Origin of the sequence: Campylobacter insulaenigrae NCTC 12927, assembly GCF_000816185.1 — a bacterium.
Lineage (GTDB): Bacteria > Campylobacterota > Campylobacteria > Campylobacterales > Campylobacteraceae > Campylobacter_D > Campylobacter_D insulaenigrae.
The window spans coordinates 1,022,046-1,045,842 of record NZ_CP007770.1; the positions used below are offsets into that span (position 1 = coordinate 1,022,046).

Below are 23,797 nucleotides of genomic sequence, written 5' to 3' on the forward strand. Positions count from 1 at the left end.
ATGAATTGTAAAAAAATTACTCATTTGATATTTTTTATTATTGCTATTGCTATTATTACACTATCCCCCTATTTTCTTAACGATTATAAAGTAGGTATTTTAAGTAATATTGCTATTTTTATTATTTTAGCTGTAAGTTACAATCTTATAAATGGAGTTACAGGTCAATTTTCATTAGAGCCTAATGGTTTTGTTGCAGTTGGCGCTTATATAGCTGCTTTAGTCTTACTTACTAGCGAAAGTAAGATAGATCAATTTTCTTTAGAAGATCCTAGCAGTTTTATTTTAGCAATTCATTCACCAAGTTTTATCATTGCATTATTAGCAGCTGGAATTTGCTCTATGATATTGTCTTTAATCTTAGCTTTTGCCGTTTTTAGGGTCAGAGGAGATTACCTAGCCATTGTTACTTTGGGATTTGGCATTATTATCAAACTTATGGCTATTAATTTTGCATCCATCACAAATGGCTCTTTGGGGCTTAATGATATTCCAAAACACACAACCTTATATTGGAGTGGTGGGATAGCTATTTTATCAGTTATTATTATTTTAAATATCATAAATTCCAAATTTGGAAGAGCTATGAAAGCAGTAAGAGATGATGAAGATGCTGCTTTAGCTATGGGTATTAATACTTTTAAGATTAAGACTTTAGCATTTAGCACTTCAGCATTTTTAGAAGGTGTTGGCGGTGGACTGCTTGCTTGTGCTTTGGCATCTGTTTCGCCTGAACAATTTGACTTTTTATTTACTTTTCAACTTCTTATTATTATTGTTTTAGGAGGTCTTGGATCTACTACTGGCGCTATTATAGGAACTATTTTAGTAATCGGTGGAAGCGAATACTTAAGATTTTTAGATGAAAGTATGAATATTTTTGGTTACGAAACTCCTGCTATGCCTGGATTAAGAATGGTAGTATTTTCAGTAATATTAATCCTAGTAATGCTTTTTGCAAGAAAAGGTATTATGGGAGATAAAGAACTTACAGACTTTTTATTTAAGTTTTCTAAAAGGAATAAAAAATGATTTTAGAACTTAAAAATATTCATAAAAATTTTGGTGGAGTTACAGCTATAGTGGATACTTCATTTTCTATTAAAGAAGGTGAAATTTTTGGACTTATCGGGCCAAATGGTGCTGGAAAAACAACATTATTTAATATTATCACTGGAAATTATAAACCAAGCAACGGTGAAGTTTTTTTTCTTAATAAAAAAATTAATAATTTTAAACCTCATGAAATTGTTCATCTTGGTATAGCAAGAACTTTTCAAAATATCCGTCTTTTTTCAAGCATGAGTGTTTTAGAAAATGTTTTAATTGGTTTTGACCAAAGTATTAAATATAATATTTTTGAAGCCTTCTTACATTTAGGAAGATTTCGCAATCAAGAAAAAAATACCAAGCAAGCAGCATATGAAATACTTGAACAACTTAATATTGCTGATTTAGCTTATGAAAATGCTACAAATTTAAGCTATGGTCAGCAAAGAAAAGTAGAAATTGCGAGAGCTTTAGCTACAAATCCAAAGTTATTATTACTAGATGAGCCAGCAGCTGGTATGAATTCAACCGAAAGCGATGATTTAGCACAGCTAATTTTCAATATAAGAGATACTAAAAAAATTAGCGTTCTACTAATAGAACACGATATGAAATTTGTTAATAAACTCTGTGATAAAGTTATGGTACTTGATTATGGTAAAACTATATTTGAAGGAAAGCCAACAGATGCTGTGCAAAACCCTGAAGTTATCAATGCCTATTTAGGAGATTTTAATGCTAGTTGTTAAAGATTTACATGTATATTATGGCTTGATTGAAGCTGTCAAAGGTATTGATTTTACTATTAATACGGGCGAAATTGTTAGCTTAATAGGCTCTAATGGCGCAGGTAAAACATCTACTTTAAATGCAATGTTAAATTGTGTTAAAAAATCAGGTGAAATCACTTTCTTAGGTTATGACACCCAAAGACATTTACCACATACTTTAGTTCAAAAAGGTATAGCCTTAGTTCCAGAAGGTAGAAGGGTGTTTGTAAATTTAACCATAGAGGAAAACTTAAAAATAGGAGCATTTAATAATGCTGAAAATTATGAACATTTAAAAAATCAAATGTATAAACTTTTTCCAAGACTAAAAGATAAAAGAAATGCTCTTGCTGGAACTTTAAGTGGTGGAGAAGCTCAAATGCTAGCTATTTCTAGAGCTTTGATGAGCGAACCAAAGCTTTTAATGCTAGATGAACCCTCTTTAGGACTAGCTCCAAAAATAGTTGGAGAGGTTTTTGATATTATTGTAAAACTTAAAGAAGAGGGAATAACTATATTGCTTGTGGAACAAAACGCATTTTCTGCTCTTAAAATTAGTAATTATGCTTATGTATTAGAAAATGGGAAGATAGCAATGCATTCACCCGCAAAAGATCTTATCGGAAACGATGAAATACGAAAAAAATATTTAGGAGCTTAAAGTTGAAAAATCAACTCTTAATTTTTGGCAATATAAAAATTTCCATTTTTTTATTTTTATTATTTGCTCTACTTTGTGCCTTGGCTACATTCATAGAAAGTACTTACGACACACCAACTGCATGGGCAATGATTTATGGAACATCTTGGTTTGGTTTTATACAATTACTTTTAGGATTAAATCTTTTAGCTGCTATCTTTAAATATAAAATGTTTAATAAGAATAAAATTCCTCTTTTTATATTTCACGCTTCTTTTTTGCTTATTTTGTTTGGCTCTGCAGTGACTAGATATACAGGATTTGAAGGAAATTTACACATTAGAGAAAATGAAAAAAATAATCTTATTGAAACTTCACAAAGTTATATTTATATAGCTACTTTATATGATGATAAAGTTTATAGTGCTTCAAAATCTGAATATATTGCTAGCTTACCATTTGCTAATAATTTTTCTTTTGATTTAATTTTACCTCAAGATAAAGCTAATGTGACTTATAAAAATTTAATTTTAGATGCTAAAGAAATTTATACTGAAGATAATAATTCTAATCCAATTTTATCATTAATGATTTCACAAAATAACAACGCGAAAGAATTAATTCTCAAAGAAGGTGAAATAGAAAATTTAAGCGGTGTCAATATTTCTTTTTTAAACGATAACACCCCTAGTCCTTTCATAAAAATCGATAAAAATTTAAATATTAGCTCAAGTATTGATTTAAAATTTATGTCGATGGCTGATGGTAAAGAAAATGTTCTCAAAGCTTCGCAAAAAGCAAATACACACGATAAAAGACTATATTCTTTTAATGACATCAATTTTGTTATAAAATTTGCATCTTTACATGGTAAAAAAACTTTAGAAGGCGTCAATCAAGCGCAAGATGAAAGTTTTTTTACATGGTTTAAATCAAGTTGGATAGAATTTGGAAGAAATATTTTAATTTCTTTATTTGGTGAAGCAAAATATTGGAATAATTCTGTATTAAATAATTTTAAAGATTTTGCGCAGAGTACAAAATATATGCCAACCCAGCTCTCCAGCAATGCCATCAACGCTCTAAATTTAACGATTAATTATAAAGGTGAAAATAAAGAAGTATTTTTAATAGAATATAATTCCCCTATACGAGTAGATGTTGCCGGACAAGCATTTTTTCTAAGATGGGGACCTAAAGGTATTGAAATGCCATTTGAAATGTATTTAAAAGATTTTGAATTAATACGCTATCCAGGTTCTATGTCACCTATGTCTTATGCAAGTTATGTTGAAGTTGATAATGGTAATGAAAAATTTGATTATAAAATTTTTATGAACAATGTTTTAGATTATAATGGTTATAGGTTTTATCAAAGTTCTTATGATCAAGATGAAAATGGAACAATACTTTCAGTCAATAAAGATCCTGGAAAAATTCCTACTTATTTAGGATATTTTTTCTTAACTTTAGGTATGTTTTTAAATATCTTAAACCCACATTCAAGATTTAGAATATTAGCTAAATTGGTTAATCAAGATACACTCAAAAAAACTAGCGTAGTATTGTTATTTGCTTTTGTATTTTTTACTTCAACAAAAATTTATGCTATTGAACCCATAACAGTAAACGAACAACACGCAAAAGAATTAGCCACACTAGTAGTTCAAAAATCAGATGGCAGAATGGTTCCTTTTAATACTCTTGCGATTGAAGTTTTAGAAAAAATTCATAAAAGCACTAGTTATGATAAAAAAAGTGCAGAAGCAGTAATTATTTCAATGATTTTTGATGGTGGTGCTTGGTATGATAAAAATGTAATTTTTATGCCAAAAAATAAAATTATTAATGAAGAAATTTCTAAAATCTTAGAAATTAAACCTTCTCTTTATGTTAGTTTTAAAGATTTTTTCACCACTAAAGACTACAAACTACAAAAATATGTTGAAAATGCAAATAGAAAAAATCCCAACCGTAGAAGTGTTTTTGATAAAGAAATTCTCAAGCTTGATGAAAGAGTTAATATACTTAATTTAATTTTTTCTGGTGAAATCTTTAAATTTATACCTTTGCAAAATCATACAAATAACCAATGGTTATCTCCTTATCAAGCATATATCGGTTTAAAAGGCGAAGAAGGTCTAGAAGTACGAAAGCTACTTGAAAATTACTTTAATGCTGTATCTAACTCTATAAAATCTAACAATTGGAAAGATGCAGATGAAGCACTAAATGAAATTAAAATTTATCAAAACAAATATGGGCATGAAGTAATGCCTAATCCAAACAAACTTAAAGCAGAAATATTTTTTAATAAAAGCCAAATTTTTGTAAATCTCACTCCACTTTATTTATTTGCAGGGATATTGCTTCTTATAATTGTTTTTATAAAAATGCTAATGCCAAAAATTCGCATTAATCTTGCTTTTAAATTTATTTATATTGTCAATATTATTGCATTTTTAATTCATACATTAGGACTTGCTTTTCGCTGGTATATAGCAGGTAGAGCACCTTGGAGTAATGCTTATGAAAGCATGGTTTATATAGCTTGGGCATTATCTTTATCAGGAATTTTCTTTTCAAAAAAAAGCCCTATTGCACTTTCTTTAACGTCTATTTTAGCTGGTGTGACTTTAGGAGTAGCTCATTTAAGTCAAATGGATCCACAAATTACTAATTTGGTTCCAGTTTTGCAATCATATTGGCTAACAATACATGTTTCAGTAATTACAGCTAGTTATGGATTTTTAGGACTTTGTGCCTTACTTGGAATTTTTGTTTTAATATTATTTTCTATACTAAAATTTAATGGCAAACATAATGAAAATGTATTAAGAAATATAACAGAAGCTACAAGAATCAATGAAATGGCTATGATTTTAGGACTTTGTCTGCTCACGGTTGGAAATTTCTTAGGTGCCATATGGGCAAATGAAAGCTGGGGAAGATATTGGAGTTGGGATTCAAAAGAAACATGGGCTCTAATTAGTATATTAGTTTATGCTGCTATTTTACATATTCGTATGATTCCTAAATGGGCAAATCAGTATATTTTTGCAATGTGCTCAATGTTTGCATATTGGGTAATTATTATGACTTATTTTGGAGTAAATTATTTTTTAAGTGGAATGCATTCTTACGCAGCTGGAGATGCAGTAAAAATACCTGATTATGTATATTGGGGTTTTATTTTTATGGTAGTATTGAGTATAGTTAGCTATTTTAAAAGATCTTATGCAAAGAAATTATAAGGATATAAATGAGTACTTCTTTTTTAATCATTTTAATTTTCATTTTGATACTTGCCATTGTCTTGGGTATAGTTGCTATAATATTTTTCAATCGTAATGATAAAAACACAAAACAACAAAATTTAAAACCCAATATATCCACTAGTAATATAGAAGATTTTATTTCAAAAGCTAATTCTGCTAAAAATTCTCAAGCTATACATGAATTAATTTTACAATTTTTAAATTCACAAAAATTAAACACTAACTCAAAAGATAAATCCACAAAAATAAAACTTGATTTTGTTAGTGCTATTTCAGCTAATAGCAATGCAACACCAAAAAATATTTCATTTTTAAATAATGAATTAAAAAAGAGATATATGTCTTTAAAAAAAGAAATTGATGCTTATGAACAAATCGGCTTAGCTAAAAGAAAAATGAGAGAAGCTTAATGAAAAATATTAGAAATTTCTCAATCATAGCACATATTGACCATGGAAAGAGTACTCTTGCTGATAGAATAATCAGCGAATGCGGTGCTATTAGCGATAGAGAGATGAGCTCACAAGTTATGGATACTATGGATATAGAAAAAGAAAGAGGTATAACCATAAAAGCTCAATCAGTACATTTAAACTACAAATACAATAATCAAAATTATATACTTAACCTAATAGACACCCCAGGTCACGTGGATTTTTCTTACGAAGTAAGTCGTTCTTTAGCTAGTTGTGAAGGAGCTTTACTTGTAGTAGATGCTTCTCAAGGAGTTGAAGCACAAACTATTGCTAATGTATATATTGCCCTAGAAAATGATTTAGAAATCATTCCAGTGATTAACAAAATCGATTTACCATCAGCTGATGTTGAAAAGGTTAAACACGAAATTGAACATATTATAGGTATTGACTGTTCAAATGCTATCTGCGTTAGCGCTAAAACAGGAATTGGTATTAAAGAACTTATAGAAACAATTATTACAAAAATACCTTCACCTAAAGATAATGATGCTTTATCAACGAAAGCTTTAATTTATGATTCATGGTTTGACAATTATCTTGGTGCGTTAGCCTTAGTGAGAGTTTATGATGGCTGTATTAATAAAAATGATGAAGTGCTTATAATGAGTACAGATAAAAAACATATAGTTCAAGACCTATTTTATCCACATCCTTTAAGTCCTATAAAAACAAAAACATTACACTCTGGTGAAGTTGGCGTGATAGTGCTTGGATTAAAAAATGTTGCCGATGTACAAGTTGGTGATACCATAACACTTACAAAAAATAAAGCTAAGGAAGCTATAGGAGGATTTGAAAAAGCTAAAGCTTTTGTTTTTGCCGGATTATATCCTATAGAAACAGATAAATTCGAAGATTTAAGAGATGCTCTTGATAAACTAAAACTTAATGATAGTTCTATAACTTACGAACCAGAAACCTCATTAGCTCTTGGTTTTGGTTTTAGAGTGGGATTTTTGGGTCTTTTACATATGGAAGTTATTAAAGAAAGATTAGAAAGAGAATTTAATCTTGATCTAATCGCTACTGCACCAACTGTTACTTATGAAGTATATCAAACAGATGGAGAAATATTAAAAATTCAAAATCCTAGTGAATTACCGCCTATTAATAATATTGATCATATCAAAGAACCATATGTAAAAGCTACAATAATCACCCCAAGTGAATTCTTGGGAAATCTTATTACTTTGCTAAATAGAAAACGTGGTATTCAAATTAAAATGGATTATATTACAACTGAACGGGTATTGCTTGAATATGATATACCATTAAATGAAATAGTGATGGATTTTTATGATAAATTAAAATCTTTAACCAAAGGATATGCAAGTTTTGATTATGAACCTATAGAATTTAGAGTAGGTGATTTGGTAAAACTTGACATTAAGGTAGCTGGAGAAAATGTGGATGCATTAAGCATTATTGTTCCAAGTGAAAAAGCTTTAAGTAAAGGCAGAGAATTAGTCAAAGCGATGAAAGAAATCGTTCCAAGACAACTTTTTGAAGTAGCTATACAAGCAAGTATTGGCAACAAAATTATTGCTAGAGAAAATGTAAAATCCATGGGCAAAAATGTTACCGCAAAATGCTATGGCGGAGATATCACAAGAAAAAGAAAATTGCTTGAAAAGCAAAAAGAAGGCAAGAAAAGAATGAAAGCCATAGGAAAAGTTCATCTACCTCAAGAAGCATTTTTAAGTGTATTAAAAATAGATTAATTCTCCTAGTATAACTAGGAGAAATTTTACGCGTTGATATTTAAAGAATTTCCACCCAAATCATTAATTTTTTGAGTTACTTTTTCAATAGCTTTATCAATCGTTTCATGGCTAATATCAGGAAGCTTACCACTCCACATTTTTTCTGCTTGCGCAAATCCTGACTTTAGCCCCTCTAAGCCTTTTTGAAGTTTATCTATATTTTCACCAGCTCCATTAATAACAAAATCAGCTAATCTCTGAGAAGTTTTTGTTACACCAAAAAAACCATCTTCTCCAATAAGCTCTTTGGCTTCTTCGCTATTTAGACTAAGTATATCTTTTCCCTCATAGCCTATAGCTTTAAAATCCACACCAGAAAGTATTGACGATAAAGAATTATTTGAATTTGTAAAATTCGCAATGCCAGCTTGAGAAAAACTATTATATGAACTAATACTTAAAGTTTGTTGCATAAAACTCATCGTATAAAGCTCAGTAATACCTTTGCCACCTAAACTAGCAAGCTTATCTAGCTTGTCTTTATCAATATCCTTTGTGCTATTTGCACTCTTAGTGTTGGTATCTTCGAGTTTTGTATTCAAATCAGCCTTCCTATTGCTAATTTGCGACTCCATTGCCACACGTGAATACGAATTTATTTGCATCCTTGCTCCTTTTTTTGTAGGTCTATAAAAATCGGATAAAAAAAATTAAATTTTATATCAAATATGATACAATTTCAACTAAATATTTTTAAAATTTAGGTTATGCAATGCTTTTTAATTTTTTTATCATAATTGTTGATCCATATTTTAAAGATATTATAGAAGGCATCGAATCTCTTTATTAAATTTTTATTCATTTACGCTCAAAACAAAATAATTTAATAAGGAAAATCATGTCAATACGTAATTTTTACACCAACTCAAACCCTACTACACTTTTTATAAAATGTGCTTTACCTAATATGGCTAGCATGGCCTTCATTTATCTTTATGTAATTATTGATGGAATTTTTGTTGGAAAATACTTAGGCTCTGATGCACTTGCCGCAATGAATTTAATGATACCTTTTATTATGATAAGTTTTGCTTTAGCTGACATGATAGCCATTGGCTCATCAGTTCAAATTGCCATTAATCTTGGAAAGGCAAAGGTACAAAAAGCAAAACAAATTTTTTCTTTTTGTATTATTCTTATTTTTATAATTTCGTGCATTATGGGAATTTTAGAATTTTTTCTAGCACAACCATTAAGCATAGCAATGGGTGCAGATCAAAATATACAATTGCTTTCAACCCAATATATGCAAATATTTGCTTTATTTTCTCCAATAATCATCATAAGCTTTGCAATAGATAATTACTTAAGAGTTTGTGGCAAGACACTTTATAGTATGGTAATAAATATCTTAATAGCTCTTATAAATATATTTTTAGATTGGCTTTTTATTATAGTATTTCAATGGGGTGTTTTTTCAGCTGCTCTTGCCACTTGTATAGGTATGTCTATAGGAAGTATTTTAGCTTTTATTCCTTTTGTTTTTCAAAATTTAACACTAAAATTTAGCAAACCTTTAGTGAGCTTTAATACATTAAAAAATATTATTTATAATGGGTCTTCAGAATTTTTTTCCAATATTTCTAGTTCAATATATACTATTTTAGCTAATATACTTTTATTAAATATATCAGGAAATATAGCTGTTGCAGCATTTTCGGTAATCACTTATCTTAGTACTTTTTCCTATATGATAGTCATAGGAATGTGTGATGCTATGCAACCTGCTATAAGCTATAATTATGGTTGTAAAAATATTTCAAGAATTAAACAAATTTTTAAAAGAATGTTTTGGGGTTCTTGTATATTTTCTTTTCTAATCTTTTTATGTGTATTTTTTTATCATGAGGATATCGTGTCTTTTTTCAACAAAGAAGAAAATGAATTATTTTTAACTATAGGAAGTAATGCTCTATATTTGTTTTGTTTTTCTCTTTTAATAAATTGGTTTGGAGATGTTGGTATTTCCATTTTTACTGCTTTAGATAAACCTTTGCTTTCCTTATTTGTTTCTATTATGCAAAATTTAATTCTACCTTATCTATTTTTGAAAATTTTGACACATTTTTTTAATTTAAATGGAGTTTGGATTACTCCATTTGTAGCTGATTGTGTTATATTAATTATCGTATCTTTGATGCTTAAAAAAGTTTTTAGACATCTAAACTCTTAGCCAAACTTAAACATGAGTTTAGATCTTGTTTTTCACAAATATATAAATTTTTAAAATTTTTAAGTTTTGAAGCGGTACTTTGACCTATAGCTACTACTTTATCTTCTTTTTTAAAAGTAAAAAATTTTAAAAATTGTTCAATACTTGATGGGGCACAAAAAATAAAAACAGCAGGATGTTTTAATTTTATTGTTTCTTGCGGATTTAAAGCCACATTTTCATAAGCAACAATTTGTCTTAAATTAATTCCTTGATTTAATAAATAAGTATCAATACAAGAGCTAATTTTTTTAGCTCTTAAATATAAACATCTTTTATTTTTAAATTCACACATAAATTCTTCAGCTAAATTCTTTCCATAAGCACAACTAGGATATTTCACATTTACAAATCCAACACTCTTTGCAAACTGAGCACTTTTAGCACCCACTGCATATAAATTAATATTAAAATTTAAAGTAGAATGGCTTTGCATCAAAGCTTTGATAGAATTTTTTGAACTAATAATCAAGCAATCAAAATCATTAAGATTAACATTAAATTCAAAAAATTTAATTTCATTTAAAATAATATTTTCCACACCGTAAAATTTTTCTCTACCTATAAAATATATCATAACGAATACAAATCTTTAATTATTTTTTTTAAAAATAAAGTTGCTTCATATGGATTTTTAGCATCCATAATTGCTCTAATTACAGCCACACCGGTAACACCACTATCTTTTAACATACTTATATTATTTTCATTTATACCACCAATTGCAATCACAGGCAAAGAACTCAATCTTGTAATTTCTTTTAATCCTTCAATTCCAAGCACAACGCAATTTTCTTTACTAGGAGTATTAAATACAGCTCCAACACCCAAATAATCAGCACCTTTTATATTTTCTAATTCAAATTTATGATTAATGGTTATTCCTATAATTTTTTCATTACCTAAAAGCTTTCTAGCCTTTTGTAAGGGTAAATCTGTTTGCCCAATATGCACTCCGCTAGCATCAATTGCCAAAGCAATATCCAATCGATCATTAATTAAAAATGGAATCTTAAATTCATCGCATATAGCTTTTACCTTTAATGCCAAGTGATAAAATTCCAAGGTATTAAGATTTTTTTCTCTAAGTTGAATTATATCAACCCCTGCCTCTAAGGAAGTCTTAATAATATTTAAAAATTCATTCTCACTTTTTTTACCCTTACTAGCAACCAGATAAAGTTTAGATGAATTCATATAATTGCCCTAATGTAGTATCTAATTTGATGCATTCTATAAACATATTTATTTCTCAAATTTAAAGAAATGATTTGTAGGACCACATCCTTTTCCAAGTGCTAAAGAATTTAAAATAGCTCCAAAGACATATTCCTTAGCCAAAGCTATAGCTTCATTTTTTTCTTTACCAAGGGCTAAATTTGATGCTATAGCTGAACTTAATGTACAACCCGTTCCATGAGTATTTTTAGTATCAATTTTTTCACCTTTAAAGATACTAAATTTTTCTCCATCAAAAAAAACATCATTGGTATTATTTTTACTGTGCCCGCCCTTAACTAAAACACTTTTAGCTCCAATCTTATGAAGCTCAATAGCTGCTCTTCTCATATCATCTTCATTGGTAATCTTAAAATCACATAAAAATTCAGCCTCAGGTATATTAGGTGTTAAGACATCAGCCAAAGATATAATTTCATCTTTAAAAAACTGACAATTTTCTAAAGGCATCAAAGCATAGCCATTTTTAGCAAACATCACAGGATCAATTACTATATTTTTAGATTCAAACTGAAGTAAATTTTCTTTAACGCATTGTATGATTTCTTTCGATCCAAGCATACCAATCTTTACAGCTTCTGGCTTAATATCTTCATAAATTGCCAACATTTGTTCATCTATCATTTGTTTAGGTATATCAAAACAAGAGATAACTCTAGCAGTATTTTCAGCAACCACGCTTACAACCACGCTCATGCCAAATAAATCATGAGCACTAAAAGTCTTTAAATCAGCTTGCAAGCCAGCACCACCACTACAATCACTTCCAGCAATAGTTAAAATAGGAATTTTATGTTGTGTTTTTGCTTGTATCATTTTTATCCTCAAACTCTATTTTATATCTAAAATAGATTATAACTTAGATTTAATTAATCTAAAAATACTTAAATTATATATAATTACAAAAATTTAAAAGGTATATAGTATGTTTAATATAATTTTTGTATGCTTGGGTAATATATGTCGTTCTCCTATGGCAGAATTCATAATGAAAGATCTCATAGCTCAAAACAATCTAAACAATAAAATCAATGTAAGTAGTGCTGGAACATCAGGTTATCATGATGGAGAAGATGCTCATTATAAAACGAAAGAAATTCTAAAAAATAAAAATATTTTGGTTAAAAATTTTTGTAGTAAAAAACTTAATGAAAAAATGTGTCAAGAAAATAATTTAATCATAGTTATGGATAATTCCAACCTAAAAAATACCATCAAAATGTTTCCAGCATATAAAGATAAAATCAAAAAACTTACAGATTATGTTGTAAATTTAGATTATGATGAAGTTCCTGACCCTTGGTATAGTGGCGATTTTGATGAAACCTATTTAATACTTTCAAATGCTTGCAATAACTTACTTACTTGTATCAAATCCCAACGCATCTAAACAAGATCTAATTTTACTTTATCTTAATTTAATTACTCAAGTGTTATAATCTTAATCTTCAAAAATATTTACAAAAAAACTAAAAAAAGGATTTAAGGCATGAAAAGTATCAAACTTAAAGTTTCACTCATTGCAAATATGATAGCTGTAGCTTGCTTGCTAATTCTAGGTATCATAACTTTTATTTTCGTTAAACAATCTTTATTTAATGAAATTATACAATCAGAACAAAATCGCTTAGTTGCTACGGTAAATTTAGTAGAAAATTTTCGAGAAAATACTTCAAATTCTTTACAGAAACTTTCAGAAACTATTCTTAGAAATCCTTATTCTAAGCTTAATTCACAAGAAATGTTAATGGAAAATGTTGGGATTCAATTAAAAGCATTTAGAGATGCTGGAAATTACCTTGCTGTATATATCGCTCAGCCTGATGGAGAGTTAATAGTAAGTGATCCTGATAGTGATAGTAGAAATCTAGATTTTGGACTTTATGGAAAAGCTGATGGATATGATGCAAGAACTAGAGAGTTTTATATAGAAGCCAAAAAGAAAAATGGATTATACATTACAGCCTCTTATATCGACGTTACTACCGGATTACCTTGCTTTACTTATGCTATGCCCTTAATCAAAGATGGAAAATTTATTGGAATTTTGGCAATTGATATTTTGGTTAAAGACTTAGAAGAGAATCTAAAACAAATGCCTGGAGATTCTCTTGCTTATGATAAAAATAAATTTGCCTTTGTCTCAACAAATAGCAATTATCTTGGAGATGCTCCAAGCGTATCAATTGTAGCAAATACATTTGCGACAACAAGCAATAATCAACCATTTTTTTATACTAGTAGCACAGGAAGTAAAAGACTTGGTATTTGCAATATTGTAAATGATAACACTATTTGTACTATGACATATACCGATACTATCAATCATTCTAGTGAAAAAATTGCTTATATTCAAGCTATTATAGTTATATTTACAAGTATTTTAAGTGTTTTATTATTATACTTTATCGTTTCACGCTATTTATCTCCTTTGGAAAAAATCCAAACCGGCCTAAACTCATTCTTTGACTTCATCAATCATAAAACAAAAGACTCTGCTATGATTAATGTTAATACTAATGATGAATTTGGTGCTATGGCTTTAGCTATTAATGAAAACATTACTAAAACTAAAAATGCTTTAGAACAAGATGGTCTAGCAGTAGAACAATCAGTTGAAACAGCTAAAGAAATAGAAAGTGGTAATCTAACAGCAAGAATTACTGCAATACCTGCTAATCCTCAATTAATAGAATTAAAAAATGTATTAAATAAAATGCTTAGTGTATTAGAAGCAAAAGTTGGTTCTAATATGAATGAAATCAATCGTGTATTTGATAGCTATAAAGCATTAGACTTTACTACTGAAGTTAAAAATGCTAAAGGTGAAGTAGAAGTAACTACTAATGTATTAGGACAAGAAATTGTTCAAATGTTAAGACAATCTTCTGAATTTGCTAATTTATTAGCAACAGAAAGTGGTAAATTACAAAGTGCTGTTAGAGAATTAACAGATTCATCTTCTAGTCAAGCTTCTTCTTTAGAAGAAACTGCAGCAGCTTTAGAAGAAATAACTTCTTCTATGCAAAATGTTTCATCTAAAACTAGTGAAGTAATAGCTCAAAGTGAAGAGATTAAAAATGTTACTTCTATCATAGGAGATATTGCTGATCAAATCAATCTATTAGCATTAAATGCTGCAATAGAAGCAGCTCGTGCTGGAGAACATGGACGTGGATTTGCTGTTGTTGCAGATGAAGTTAGAAATCTAGCTGAAAGAACTCAAAAGTCTTTAGGTGAAATTGAAGCTAATACTAATATCTTAGTTCAATCTATTAATGAAATGGGTGAAAGTATTAAAGAACAAACTACAGGTATTACTCAAATTAATGATGCTGTAGCTCAAATTGATCATGTAACTCAAGAGAATTTAAAAATAGCTAAAGATAGTTCAGTTATATCAGAGAATGTAAATCAAATAGCTCATGATATCTTAGAAGATGCAGGGAAGAAGAAGTTTTAATAATTAAAGAGGTATATTGTTATACCTCTTTGTTGTTAATGTATGATATTAAACACACTCCATCAACTTGTAATTCATACATTTTTTTTAAGTTTTTTATCTCATCTAATAAAAACAATATTTTCATATCAAACATATAAAACTCAGCCATTTTAGAAGATCTTCTTGCAAGTTCATTATCAATAACTAAAGCATATTTTGCACCTAAAGCATTGGCAATCAATACTTCATCTTCATTATTAACATAAATTGCAAATTCTACATTTTGCTCTAAAGCTTGTTGTATGATGTGTTCGTTAAAATCAAAACAATTAATGCCTTTTTTATCGAATTTATCTTTAAAATGAAAAAATTTTTGCATAGGAATTAAATTATGTCCAAAAATAAGCATTTCTCACTCCTTTGATTGTAAGATACAATAATTTCTAAAACCATTATTGAAAATACTATAATTTTCCATTTGTTTTAATTCCTCATAAATATGACTTCCTTTATAAAGTAAAAATATAGTTTTTTCATCATAAAAACCTTTACAAATACTTATTAAAGATTTAACATCCATCAAAGCCCGTGAGCTTATAGCATCAACTCTAAATTTGGGATAATTTTGTATTTTTTCTTTAATGATATTCATATTTGTTAACTCAAGCTCTGTTTTAACAACTCTTAAAAATGAAGATTTTTTAAAATTTGGCTCAAATAAGAAAAAATTACTATTATTTAATAAGCATGCTAAAAATACTGCCGGAAATCCTGCACCACTTCCCACATCTATAATATTTTTTGCAAAATTTAAGTCATAAAAATCTAAAATTTTAATACTATCTATGATATTTTCATCTATATTTTCAAAATGAGTAAGATTATGCACTGCATTAAATTTCTTCAATAGCTTCTTATATTTTTCAATTTTTTCAAAAAAAATATCATGATCTTGTAAATTTAAAAACTTTACCTTTTTAAAATATATATTCAATTTAAATGTCCCATTTGTACATGTTTAATTTCTAAATATTCTTTATTAAAACGATTTGACTCAATAAGTATTGGAATTCTCGCATTGATTTTATTTTTCAAAGAAGCAAGCTTATGTGGATTATTCGTTAGCAAATTTATTTTTGAAATTTGATAATGATTTAATATGAACTCAACTATATCGTAAGTTCTTTCATCTGCCTGAAAACCCAGCTGGTGATTTGCTTCTATTGTATTAAATCCTTGATCTTGCAAAGCATAAGCATTAATTTTATTAAAAAGCCCTATTCCTCTACCTTCTTGCCTTAAATAAATAACCATTCCACCATATTCTTGAATATATTTTAAAGAAAACTCAAGCTGCTCACCACAATCACATTTTAAACTCCCAAAAGCATCACCTGTAAGGCATTCTGAATGAATTCTAATATTGACTTCTTTGTCGAATGTTCCTTTAAAAATACAAATATGATCTTTATCTTTTTCTTTAAAACTCTGAATATTGAATTCTCCAAAACGCGTAGGAAGTTTAGCTATATTAGAAATTTGGATATCCATCAATACTTACCTTTTTTACAAAAATATGTTAAAATTTATATAGATTTTAACAAACAAAAAGGAAATTTATGTTTAAACGCTTTAGAAGATTAAGACTTAATGAAAACCTAAGAGCTTTAGTAAAGGAAAATACATTAAATTTAGATGATTTAATTTATCCACTTTTTGTTGTTGAAGGAAAAAATATAAAAAAAGAAATTAATTCTATGCCAGATATTTTTCAAATGAGTATAGATGAAATTTTAAAAGAATGTCAAGAATTAATCTCACTCGGCATTAAAGCTATTATTTTATTTGGCGTTATAGAAGATGATAAAAAAGATAGTTGTGGGAGCGATGCTTTAAATGATGATGGATTAATAGCTAGAAGTTTAAGAGAAATCAAAGCTAAATTTCCAAATTTAATTCTAATAACCGATCTTTGTTTTTGCGAATACACAGATCATGGACATTGTGGAATTATAAATCCTAAAACAAAAAGCGTTGATAATGACCTTACTCTAGAAATTTCAGCCAAACAAGCTTTAATTCATGCAAAAAATGGTGCTGATATGATAGCACCAAGTGGAATGATGGATGGTATTGTCCAAATTCTAAGAAAAACATTAGATGAGAATGGATTCGAAAACTTACCAATTATGGCTTATTCTACTAAATTTGCTTCAGCATATTATGGACCTTTTAGAGAAGTAGCAAAATCAACTCCAAGTTACGGGGATAGAAAAAGCTATCAAATGGATTTTGCCAATGGTAAAGAAGCATTAAATGAAAGTTTAGAAGATGAAAAACAAGGAGCTGATATTTTGATGGTTAAGCCAGCTCTTGCTTATTTGGATGTAGTCAAAGATTTATCAAATCATTCTAAACTCCCAATTTGCGTATATAATGTTAGTGGAGAATATGCACTCTTAAAAGCTGGTCAAAAATCTGGAGTGATTGATTATGAAAAAGTAGTTTATGAAACTATGCTAGCTTTCAAAAGAGCAGGAGCTAAGCTTATCATAACTTATCATGCAAAAGAAATTGCTAAATTTCTTACTCAAAAAGGAAACAATTGAACAATCTTACTAAAAAAAAATCTCAAAAAATTATAGACGATTTATTAAAACAACTTGGCATGGAAGAACAAAACCGTACAGTCTTTCATCTAAAAAATATTAATGAAAAAGAAAAACAAATCATTCTTGATGCAAAATGCAAAGAGGTACTTGAACCATGGTTTATCATAGATGAAAATGATGAAGTTAAAACAATGTTTTCTATTAAAACTTTAATAGATTTTTTTCAAAAGGCCAAAGAAATTCAAAGACATAATTTTGAATTAAGACTCGAAAAAGCAATTTATCAGCAAATTCCTATAGATTTTCATGATGTATGGATTGTAGCAATGGATGAAATTCAAAAACAAATTAACAATGGCACCAAAGAAGCTAATATAGACTTAGAGCAATTAATTACAAATATACATATTAAACACCCTAATCTATTTTTTAATATGAAAGAAATGGCACAAAAGGTTCAAAATAATGAAAGATTATAAAAATTTTACTAAATATTCTAAAGCTGGACCAAGATATACTTCATATCCTACTGCAGTTGAATTTAATAACAATTTTAATTACAACGACTATATACAGATTTTAAAAAAACAACAAGCTTCTTTGTCTTTATATTTCCACTTACCTTTTTGCAGAAGTGCCTGTTATTTTTGTGGCTGCAATGTTATTTATACTGCAAAAGAAGAAAACAAAGAGAGATATTTAACTTATCTTTTTAAAGAGTTAGACTTGTTAGCTAGCATTATCAACACTAAACGAATAGTAGAGCAAATGCACTTTGGAGGAGGAACTCCTACTTTTTTTTCTGCAAAACAACTTGAAAAATTAATTTTAAAAATCAAAGATATTTTTCCACAATTTAGTCAAGATAGTGAAGTAAGTTGCGAAATAGATCCTAGATTTTTAAATGAAGAGCAAGCTGATGTTTTAATTAATAATGGATTTAATCGTATTAGTTTTGGTGTACAAGATTTTGATACAAAAGTACAGAAAGAAATTCATAGAATTCAGCCATTTGATATCACAAAAAACGCAGTAGATATGGTCAGGAGCAAAGGTATAAAATCTGTAAATATGGATTTAATTTATGGGCTTCCATATCAAAGTATTGAAAGTTTCAAACAAACCTTAGAAAAAGCACTTTTAATTAATCCTGATAGACTAGCAATTTTTAATTATGCGCATGTACCTTGGCTTAAAAAAAACATGAGAAAATTTGATGAAAGTACTTTACCAACCCCTAATGTAAAACTTCAAATTTTAGAATATTGTGAAAAATTTTTAACTCAAAATGGATATAAAATGATTGGAATGGATCATTTTGCAAAACCACAAGATGAACTTTTTAAGGCATTAGAAAATGGTACTTTACATAGGAATTTTCAAGGCTATACAACCAAGGGTGGCACTGACTTGCTAGGTATTGGCTTAACTAGTATTGGTGAAGGTAAAAGACATTATATGCAAAATTTTAAAGATATGCTAAAGTATGAAAAAGCTATTGATGAGGGAAAACTGCCTTGCGAAAAAGGCATTATGCTTGATGATGATGATGTTTTAAGAAAAGCAGTGATCATGGAACTTATGAGTAATTTTGCATTAAATATAGACAAAATTGAACAAGAATTTAAAGTTGATTTTTTTGAGTATTTTAAAGATGAATTAAAACAATTAGAAGAATTAAAACAATTTTTAGATATAAATTCAAAATTTATCAAGGTAAACGAAACAGGAGTTTTACTTATAAGGAATATCGCAATGTGCTTTGATAAATATTTAAAACAAATTAGCGAAGATAAAAAAGTTTTTTCTAAAACGGTTTAAAATGCTGAATATATCTGAAATTTCAAACGCCTGTGTAAAATGTGGCAAATGCATTCCTATCTGTACAATACATGAAATCAATCGCGATGAAACTACTTCTCCAAGAGGATTTTTGGATTTAATTAACGCATATGAGAATCAAGAATTAAATTTAGACAAAGATCTTAAAAAAATTTTTGAATCATGTTTTTTATGCACTAACTGTGTTGAAGTTTGTCCAAGTAATTTAAAAGTAGATAGTGCAATAGAAAAAGTTCGTTACGATATAGCGGAAAAATTTGGTATTGCATGGTATAAAAAAATCATATTCTTTCTCTTAAGAAAAAGAAGTATTTTAAATCTATTGGCAAAATTTGGTTATGTCTTTCAAAGTTGTGCTTTTAAATTACAAGATGTTAATTTGGGTATGAAAGCTAAATTTAATCTTCCATTAATTAAAAAAGATCGTTTGCTGCCCTCTCTAACTAAAAAAAGTTTTTTAAATGCTAATGGTGATTTTATAGATAATAATGGGGATAAAAATATAGGTATTTTCATAGGATGTTTGGCTAATTATTCTTATACAGATACAGGATTTGCTTTACTTAAAATTTGTAAGCATCTAAAAATTAATGTTGATTTGTTAAAACAACAAAAATGCTGCGGGGCTCCTCATTATTTTACCGGAGATTTTAAAAGTGTTGAAAAATTAGCTAAAAAAAACATAATCTATTTTGAAGAAAAACTAAAAAAACTAGATTATATTATTGTTCCTGAAGCTACTTGTTCTGCTATGCTGAATATTGATTATGAACATTTTTTTCATATGAATAATGATACAGAGTGGGCTAAAAGAGCGAAAATGGTATCTTCTAAAATTTTATTAGCTACAAAATATCTTTATGATCATACCAATCTAGAAGAAATTTTAAAAAATAGTAAAAAATTTGATTTTAGTATTACCTATCATGATCCTTGCCATGCTAAAAAAATGCAAGGAGTTTTTAAAGAACCAAGGACTTTGCTTAGAAATAATTATATTTTTAAAGAATTACCTAACGCAAATGAATGCTGCGGTTTTGGTGGTATTAGTATGCAAATGGAAAATTATAATAATGCATTAAAAGTTGGCATAAAAAAAGCAAATAATATTAAACATACAAAAGTTCAAGTGGTAAGTGCGGAATGCTCTGCTTGCAGGATGCAAATTTCAAACTCACTCGAACATGAAAAAATTAATACTAAATTTTTACACCCTTTAGAATTAATAGCTAAAACATTAGAAGAAAATTATTCTTGAAAATTTTTAATATCTTCTATGTTTGATCTATTTTTTTCTATTAACATTCTATTTTTTTCTATATTTTCATTATTTTTTTTACATTCATTCTTTAAAATCTCTATATTTTTGTATAAAATTTTTATTTTTCTTTCATAACGATTAATGAGCAAAAACACTATAAATAAAAATAAAATTAATATGGTCCAATTTAAAAATTCCATACTTCTTTCCTTTCCTCAAGACATATTAATATCTTTTGACTTAAACTACAATTCTTTCTAAAAATGGTGAAAGTTTAACTAAAATTTCATAATTAATCGTATTAAAAAATCGCGCCATTTCATTAGCATCTTTTATTACACAAATTTCATCACCACAGTCTTCGCAAGAAAAATTGTCCATAGACATTTTGCCAAGTATTTTTTTTCCATTTGGTAAAATTAAATCTTTTTTACCATTATAACGAAACAAACCATCTCCATATCCTAAATCATAAGTTGCAATGTTTATAGTATTCTTGGCAACATAAGCCCCACCATAACCTAAACTTTGATATGGTTGCAAAGTCCTTTGGCTGATTTTATTTGCCCATAAACTTAATACTTTACGCAAATTTTGATTAAAATAAGCATATCCAAATTGTACAAGACCTACTCTACAATATTCATCATCATCTAATTTACTTGACCTAAACAATGCTTCAGAATTATGAGAATGAAAAATAATTTTTTTAGACTCTTCACCAAGTATTTTTTTTACTTTTTCTTTTACAAATTTAAAATTTTGCTTTTGCACATAATAGCTTCCATCAAATTCATCGCTTCCTGCAAAATGCATCATAACACCACACAATTTTAACTGATGATTTTTTATTTGATTTAAAACTTCTTCTATCTCATAAAATGAAATACCGTTTCTATGCATATTTGTATCAACTACCAAATGTATTTTAGTATTAGTTTTTATTTTTTTAATATCTCTTTTATCATTTAACGCATAAATAAATTTATCATTTTCATTAAAATTGGGAATATGAGATAAGATTAAAATATTGTCAAAAATATCTTGTAGTTGTGTTGCTTCATACTCGTTTTTAACTGCAATGAAATTTACGCCCTTAGCTCTTGCAATAGGAGCTAAATCTTTAGCTCCATGTCCATAGGCATTATCTTTAAAAACACATATTATTTTTTCATAAGATCGAATTTTAGAAGCAATTAGATCTAAATTAAACTCATAGGCTTTACGATCTAATTTTATATATGCCATTATTGCTCAGCTAAAATTTGCATTTTGCTATCTTGCAATCTTACATAAATAACCTTATCACCTTTAAATTTATAATTTTTAGTATCATAATCTTCATAAAAACCTATTCTAAAAATTTTCTCATTTTTAATATTTGGATAAGGACTAATACTTAAATCCGAAAATTTAATAATTTTTTTATCATTTTTTGAAAAAACTCTTTCTTTTGTCTTTGCAAACTGCTCATATTTATATTTATTATTATGTTTAAATACTTTTTGATCATAGAAAGATAAATATCTTTTTATATCATTATTTTGCCAACTTTCCTTCCAAGTAAATAAATTTGCAAGAAGTGTAGAAATTTCATCTATATTGGTAGTAATTTTATCTTTTTCTTCTATCATGGCATATGTTCTTCTATCAGCTACCACTTTATAAAATTCCTCCAACAAATCATTATGAACCGCAATACAACCTCTAGTTTTATATGTATCCAAACGCGTTCCATCTAGTGGATAGCCATGTATCCATATTCCACCACCTGTTTTACCTAAAGTCCTATCTAAGATATTAGGATAGGTTGTCGCGAATGCAAAAGGACCATAATATGGATCTCCTGGATAAAATTTTTTTCCTAGCTCATAAAAACCTATAGGAGTTTTTAAATCTCCTTCTATTTCTTTATCGCCAGATAAACCCGTTAAAACATCTTTTTGAGTAAATTTTTTCTCAATTTTTCCATCATTATAATAAAACACTTTAATTATTTTATCACCTTTATTTGTCAAAACTATCGCTGTGTCGTTATCATAATAACCCAAACTTACGTTTTTATCTTTTAATTCTTTAGACCAAAATTCTTTCGACGCTAATTCTTGTTCTAAAACTCTTTCAACCGCCTCTAAACCTTCGTTTAAATATATTTTTGCAAGATTATTTGCATTAGCAAAAACGAAAAAAAATGCAAGTGAAAATAATATTTTAAACAACAAAGTCAACCTTTCGTATTCAAATTAAAAGTCTTAATTATAATATTTTTACAATAAATATATATTTAAATTTATATGTGTATAATGTTTCAATGTTAATAAATTTATTAAAGGAAAAAATATGAAAAAAATTTTAGCTCTTTGTGCTTTTAGCTCATTTATTTTCGCAAATAATATTGTCGTAAATGATCCTTATGTAAGACAAACTCCGCCAAATGTAAAATCAACAGCATTTTTTTTAGAACTTACAAACAAATCAAATAATGACATTGCACTCATAAAAGCTGAAAGTTCACTAAGTGATACAACCGAAATTCACGATCATGTTATGGATAATGGCAAAAAAATGATGATGCAAATTCCACAAATAACTATAAAAGCAAATTCTAGCACCACTTTAAAACCAGGTGGAAAACATATTATGGTATTAAATCTTAATCAAAATATTACCGAGGACACAAAAGCCGATTTAACTTTATATTTTGATGATAATAGCACTATTGTGATAAAAGACATTCATTCAAAAAATATTATGAAATAATGAAAAAACTACTCATTTTTGTCATAGTTATTATTAGTTTAATAGCTATGGCCTATACTTATACTAGCAACAATCAAAGTAAAAAAAGAGAACTTATCACCACATTAACTCCATTGCAATGTGACTTAAATATACAAGATTGTAGCTATGATTTTAATGGACAAAAAATATTGGTCTCTTTAAATCCAAAGCCAATTTCTTCTATGAGCGAACTTGATTTAAATATTAGTAATCTTGGAGATTTTAGCAACTTAAATGCAAGAGTTTATGGATTAAATATGTATATGGGAGATATTGTTCCTAAATTTAAAAAAAATAATAATTCCTATCATGCAAAATTAGTATTAAGTTCTTGTACTTTAGATGTTATGCGTTTTAGAATAGAACTTTTTGAAGATGAAAAAGCATTGGACTTTTATTTTGATTTTGATATAAAAAGGTAAGTA

The 23,797-nt window shown here is 27.9% G+C and carries 25 protein-coding genes and 1 pseudogene; 16 read left to right on the forward strand and 10 right to left on the reverse strand.

Going from position 1 to position 23,797, the window contains the following annotated elements; all coding sequences use genetic code 11:
• Genes CINS_RS05340 through lepA form a run of 6 tightly spaced genes read left to right on the forward strand, consistent with a single transcriptional unit; the run spans position 1 to position 7,938 of the window.
• Entirely contained in the window at positions 1–1,032 is a 1,032-nt protein-coding gene (locus CINS_RS05340) for a branched-chain amino acid ABC transporter permease (protein ID WP_126437491.1), read from the forward strand.
• On the forward strand, positions 1,029–1,799 hold the full coding sequence (locus CINS_RS05345) for a high-affinity branched-chain amino acid transporter, ATP-binding protein (protein ID WP_039650498.1): 771 nt from the start codon (positions 1,029–1,031) through the stop codon (positions 1,797–1,799). Before CINS_RS05340 ends, CINS_RS05345 begins: the two co-directional genes overlap by 4 nt.
• The gene (locus tag CINS_RS05350) at positions 1,786–2,481 is read left to right on the forward strand and encodes a high-affinity branched-chain amino acid transporter, ATP-binding protein (RefSeq protein ID WP_039650500.1); all 696 of its coding nucleotides are present in this window, start codon (positions 1,786–1,788) and stop codon (positions 2,479–2,481) included. Before CINS_RS05345 ends, CINS_RS05350 begins: the two co-directional genes overlap by 14 nt.
• A 2-nt stretch (positions 2,482–2,483) precedes the next feature.
• Entirely contained in the window at positions 2,484–5,714 is a 3,231-nt protein-coding gene (ccsB, locus tag CINS_RS05355; RefSeq protein WP_039650502.1) for a c-type cytochrome biogenesis protein CcsB, read from the forward strand.
• A gap of 8 nt (positions 5,715–5,722) precedes the next feature.
• Positions 5,723–6,148, forward strand: coding sequence for a hypothetical protein (locus CINS_RS07645; protein ID WP_052251979.1), 426 nt, complete (start codon positions 5,723–5,725; stop codon positions 6,146–6,148).
• On the forward strand, positions 6,148–7,938 hold the full coding sequence (gene lepA, locus CINS_RS05365; RefSeq protein ID WP_039650504.1) for a translation elongation factor 4: 1,791 nt from the start codon (positions 6,148–6,150) through the stop codon (positions 7,936–7,938). Before CINS_RS07645 ends, lepA begins: the two co-directional genes overlap by 1 nt.
• Before the next feature lie 26 nt (positions 7,939–7,964).
• On the opposite strand, the gene CINS_RS05370 is transcribed toward lepA, so the two are convergent.
• Positions 7,965–8,585 (reverse strand): hypothetical protein, encoded by a 621-nt coding sequence (locus tag CINS_RS05370; protein ID WP_039650506.1) that lies wholly within the window; start codon positions 8,583–8,585, stop codon positions 7,965–7,967.
• 239 nt (positions 8,586–8,824) lie between these two features.
• Here CINS_RS05370 and CINS_RS05375 point away from each other — a divergent pair, with 239 nt between their 5' ends.
• Positions 8,825–10,153, forward strand: a complete 1,329-nt coding sequence (locus CINS_RS05375; RefSeq protein WP_039651412.1) for an MATE family efflux transporter — start codon at positions 8,825–8,827, stop codon at positions 10,151–10,153.
• Here CINS_RS05375 and CINS_RS05380 read toward each other — a convergent pair.
• Genes CINS_RS05380 through thiD form a run of 3 tightly spaced genes read right to left on the reverse strand, consistent with a single transcriptional unit; the run spans position 10,134 to position 12,244 of the window.
• Positions 10,134–10,769, reverse strand: coding sequence for a uroporphyrinogen-III synthase (locus CINS_RS05380; protein WP_039650508.1), 636 nt, complete (start codon positions 10,767–10,769; stop codon positions 10,134–10,136). The two genes, CINS_RS05375 and CINS_RS05380, sit on opposite strands and share 20 nt — an antisense overlap.
• On the reverse strand, positions 10,766–11,389 hold the full coding sequence (thiE, locus tag CINS_RS05385) for a thiamine phosphate synthase (RefSeq protein ID WP_039650510.1): 624 nt from the start codon (positions 11,387–11,389) through the stop codon (positions 10,766–10,768). The genes CINS_RS05380 and thiE overlap by 4 nt, the downstream gene beginning before the upstream one ends.
• A 48-nt stretch (positions 11,390–11,437) precedes the next feature.
• Positions 11,438–12,244: a bifunctional hydroxymethylpyrimidine kinase/phosphomethylpyrimidine kinase gene (gene thiD / locus CINS_RS05390; RefSeq protein ID WP_039651414.1), complete on the reverse strand. Its 807-nt coding sequence runs from the start codon at positions 12,242–12,244 to the stop codon at positions 11,438–11,440.
• 112 nt (positions 12,245–12,356) lie between these two features.
• On the opposite strand from thiD, the gene CINS_RS05395 reads away from it, so the two are divergent.
• From CINS_RS05395 to CINS_RS08080, 3 genes and pseudogenes are all read left to right on the forward strand, one after another.
• Positions 12,357–12,821 carry a low molecular weight protein-tyrosine-phosphatase gene (locus CINS_RS05395; RefSeq protein WP_039650512.1) on the forward strand — a complete coding sequence of 155 codons (465 nt, stop codon included), beginning with the start codon at positions 12,357–12,359 and terminating at the stop codon, positions 12,819–12,821.
• Positions 12,822–12,959: 138 nt separating this feature from the next.
• Positions 12,960–13,517 (forward strand): annotated as a pseudogene (locus CINS_RS08075) (cache domain-containing protein); the annotation flags it as partial.
• 936 nt (positions 13,518–14,453) lie between these two features.
• Positions 14,454–14,894, forward strand: coding sequence for a methyl-accepting chemotaxis protein (locus CINS_RS08080; RefSeq protein WP_414973615.1), 441 nt, complete (start codon positions 14,454–14,456; stop codon positions 14,892–14,894).
• Positions 14,895–14,913: 19 nt separating this feature from the next.
• On the opposite strand, the gene CINS_RS05405 is transcribed toward CINS_RS08080, so the two are convergent.
• Genes CINS_RS05405 through ribA form a run of 3 tightly spaced genes read right to left on the reverse strand, consistent with a single transcriptional unit; the run spans position 14,914 to position 16,427 of the window.
• Complete coding sequence (locus CINS_RS05405) at positions 14,914–15,285, reverse strand: hypothetical protein (RefSeq protein WP_039650516.1); 372 nt, start codon at positions 15,283–15,285, stop codon at positions 14,914–14,916.
• A gap of 3 nt (positions 15,286–15,288) precedes the next feature.
• Positions 15,289–15,864 carry a 16S rRNA (guanine(527)-N(7))-methyltransferase RsmG gene (rsmG, locus tag CINS_RS05410; RefSeq protein WP_232012960.1) on the reverse strand — a complete coding sequence of 192 codons (576 nt, stop codon included), beginning with the start codon at positions 15,862–15,864 and terminating at the stop codon, positions 15,289–15,291.
• Positions 15,865–15,866: 2 nt separating this feature from the next.
• A complete protein-coding gene (ribA, locus tag CINS_RS05415) occupies positions 15,867–16,427 on the reverse strand; it encodes a GTP cyclohydrolase II (protein ID WP_039650517.1) in 561 nt (186 codons plus the stop codon).
• A gap of 68 nt (positions 16,428–16,495) precedes the next feature.
• Here ribA and hemB point away from each other — a divergent pair, with 68 nt between their 5' ends.
• The 4 genes from hemB to CINS_RS05435 are packed head-to-tail and all read left to right on the forward strand — an operon-like array spanning position 16,496 to position 20,588.
• On the forward strand, positions 16,496–17,485 hold the full coding sequence (gene hemB / locus CINS_RS05420) for a porphobilinogen synthase (RefSeq protein WP_039650519.1): 990 nt from the start codon (positions 16,496–16,498) through the stop codon (positions 17,483–17,485).
• The gene (locus tag CINS_RS05425) at positions 17,482–17,967 is read left to right on the forward strand and encodes a DUF2603 domain-containing protein (RefSeq protein ID WP_039650521.1); all 486 of its coding nucleotides are present in this window, start codon (positions 17,482–17,484) and stop codon (positions 17,965–17,967) included. The genes hemB and CINS_RS05425 overlap by 4 nt, the downstream gene beginning before the upstream one ends.
• Complete coding sequence (gene hemN / locus CINS_RS05430) at positions 17,954–19,309, forward strand: oxygen-independent coproporphyrinogen III oxidase (protein WP_039650523.1); 1,356 nt, start codon at positions 17,954–17,956, stop codon at positions 19,307–19,309. The genes CINS_RS05425 and hemN overlap by 14 nt, the downstream gene beginning before the upstream one ends.
• Before the next feature lie 4 nt (positions 19,310–19,313).
• Positions 19,314–20,588, forward strand: a complete 1,275-nt coding sequence (locus tag CINS_RS05435) for a (Fe-S)-binding protein (protein ID WP_126437505.1) — start codon at positions 19,314–19,316, stop codon at positions 20,586–20,588.
• On the opposite strand, the gene CINS_RS05440 is transcribed toward CINS_RS05435, so the two are convergent.
• The 3 genes from CINS_RS05440 to CINS_RS05450 are packed head-to-tail and all read right to left on the reverse strand — an operon-like array spanning position 20,579 to position 22,810.
• The gene (locus CINS_RS05440) at positions 20,579–20,791 is read right to left on the reverse strand and encodes a hypothetical protein (protein ID WP_039650527.1); all 213 of its coding nucleotides are present in this window, start codon (positions 20,789–20,791) and stop codon (positions 20,579–20,581) included. The genes CINS_RS05435 and CINS_RS05440 overlap by 10 nt on opposite strands.
• A gap of 40 nt (positions 20,792–20,831) precedes the next feature.
• A complete protein-coding gene (locus CINS_RS05445; protein ID WP_039650529.1) occupies positions 20,832–21,839 on the reverse strand; it encodes an alanine racemase in 1,008 nt (335 codons plus the stop codon).
• The gene (locus CINS_RS05450) at positions 21,839–22,810 is read right to left on the reverse strand and encodes a L,D-transpeptidase family protein (RefSeq protein ID WP_052252012.1); all 972 of its coding nucleotides are present in this window, start codon (positions 22,808–22,810) and stop codon (positions 21,839–21,841) included. The genes CINS_RS05445 and CINS_RS05450 overlap by 1 nt, the downstream gene beginning before the upstream one ends.
• Positions 22,811–22,931: 121 nt before the next feature.
• Between CINS_RS05450 and CINS_RS05455 the strand changes: the two genes are divergently transcribed.
• Together CINS_RS05455 and CINS_RS05460 are read left to right on the forward strand one after the other, a co-directional pair.
• Complete coding sequence (locus tag CINS_RS05455) at positions 22,932–23,351, forward strand: copper chaperone PCu(A)C (protein WP_039650531.1); 420 nt, start codon at positions 22,932–22,934, stop codon at positions 23,349–23,351.
• Positions 23,351–23,794 (forward strand): hypothetical protein, encoded by a 444-nt coding sequence (locus tag CINS_RS05460; protein ID WP_039650533.1) that lies wholly within the window; start codon positions 23,351–23,353, stop codon positions 23,792–23,794. The genes CINS_RS05455 and CINS_RS05460 overlap by 1 nt, the downstream gene beginning before the upstream one ends.
• Positions 23,795–23,797 lie beyond the last annotated feature (3 nt).

Coding starts and splice junctions, on each gene's coding strand:
- CINS_RS05340 (WP_126437491.1), top strand. CDS start 1: ATGAATTGTAAAAAAATTACTCATTTGATATTTTTTATTATTGCTATT.
- CINS_RS05345 (WP_039650498.1), top strand. CDS start 1,029: ATGATTTTAGAACTTAAAAATATTCATAAAAATTTTGGTGGAGTTACA.
- CINS_RS05440 (WP_039650527.1), bottom strand. CDS start 20,791: ATGGAATTTTTAAATTGGACCATATTAATTTTATTTTTATTTATAGTG.
- CINS_RS05445 (WP_039650529.1), bottom strand. CDS start 21,839: ATGGCATATATAAAATTAGATCGTAAAGCCTATGAGTTTAATTTAGAT.
- CINS_RS08080 (WP_414973615.1), top strand. CDS start 14,454: ATGCAAAATGTTTCATCTAAAACTAGTGAAGTAATAGCTCAAAGTGAA.
- hemB (WP_039650519.1), top strand. CDS start 16,496: ATGTTTAAACGCTTTAGAAGATTAAGACTTAATGAAAACCTAAGAGCT.
- ribA (WP_039650517.1), bottom strand. CDS start 16,427: ATGGATATCCAAATTTCTAATATAGCTAAACTTCCTACGCGTTTTGGA.
- hemN (WP_039650523.1), top strand. CDS start 17,954: ATGAAAGATTATAAAAATTTTACTAAATATTCTAAAGCTGGACCAAGA.
- CINS_RS05460 (WP_039650533.1), top strand. CDS start 23,351: ATGAAAAAACTACTCATTTTTGTCATAGTTATTATTAGTTTAATAGCT.
- lepA (WP_039650504.1), top strand. CDS start 6,148: ATGAAAAATATTAGAAATTTCTCAATCATAGCACATATTGACCATGGA.
- CINS_RS05455 (WP_039650531.1), top strand. CDS start 22,932: ATGAAAAAAATTTTAGCTCTTTGTGCTTTTAGCTCATTTATTTTCGCA.
- CINS_RS05380 (WP_039650508.1), bottom strand. CDS start 10,769: ATGATATATTTTATAGGTAGAGAAAAATTTTACGGTGTGGAAAATATT.
- CINS_RS05350 (WP_039650500.1), top strand. CDS start 1,786: ATGCTAGTTGTTAAAGATTTACATGTATATTATGGCTTGATTGAAGCT.
- CINS_RS07645 (WP_052251979.1), top strand. CDS start 5,723: ATGAGTACTTCTTTTTTAATCATTTTAATTTTCATTTTGATACTTGCC.
- CINS_RS05405 (WP_039650516.1), bottom strand. CDS start 15,285: ATGCTTATTTTTGGACATAATTTAATTCCTATGCAAAAATTTTTTCAT.
- thiE (WP_039650510.1), bottom strand. CDS start 11,389: ATGAATTCATCTAAACTTTATCTGGTTGCTAGTAAGGGTAAAAAAAGT.
- CINS_RS05370 (WP_039650506.1), bottom strand. CDS start 8,585: ATGCAAATAAATTCGTATTCACGTGTGGCAATGGAGTCGCAAATTAGC.
- CINS_RS05395 (WP_039650512.1), top strand. CDS start 12,357: ATGTTTAATATAATTTTTGTATGCTTGGGTAATATATGTCGTTCTCCT.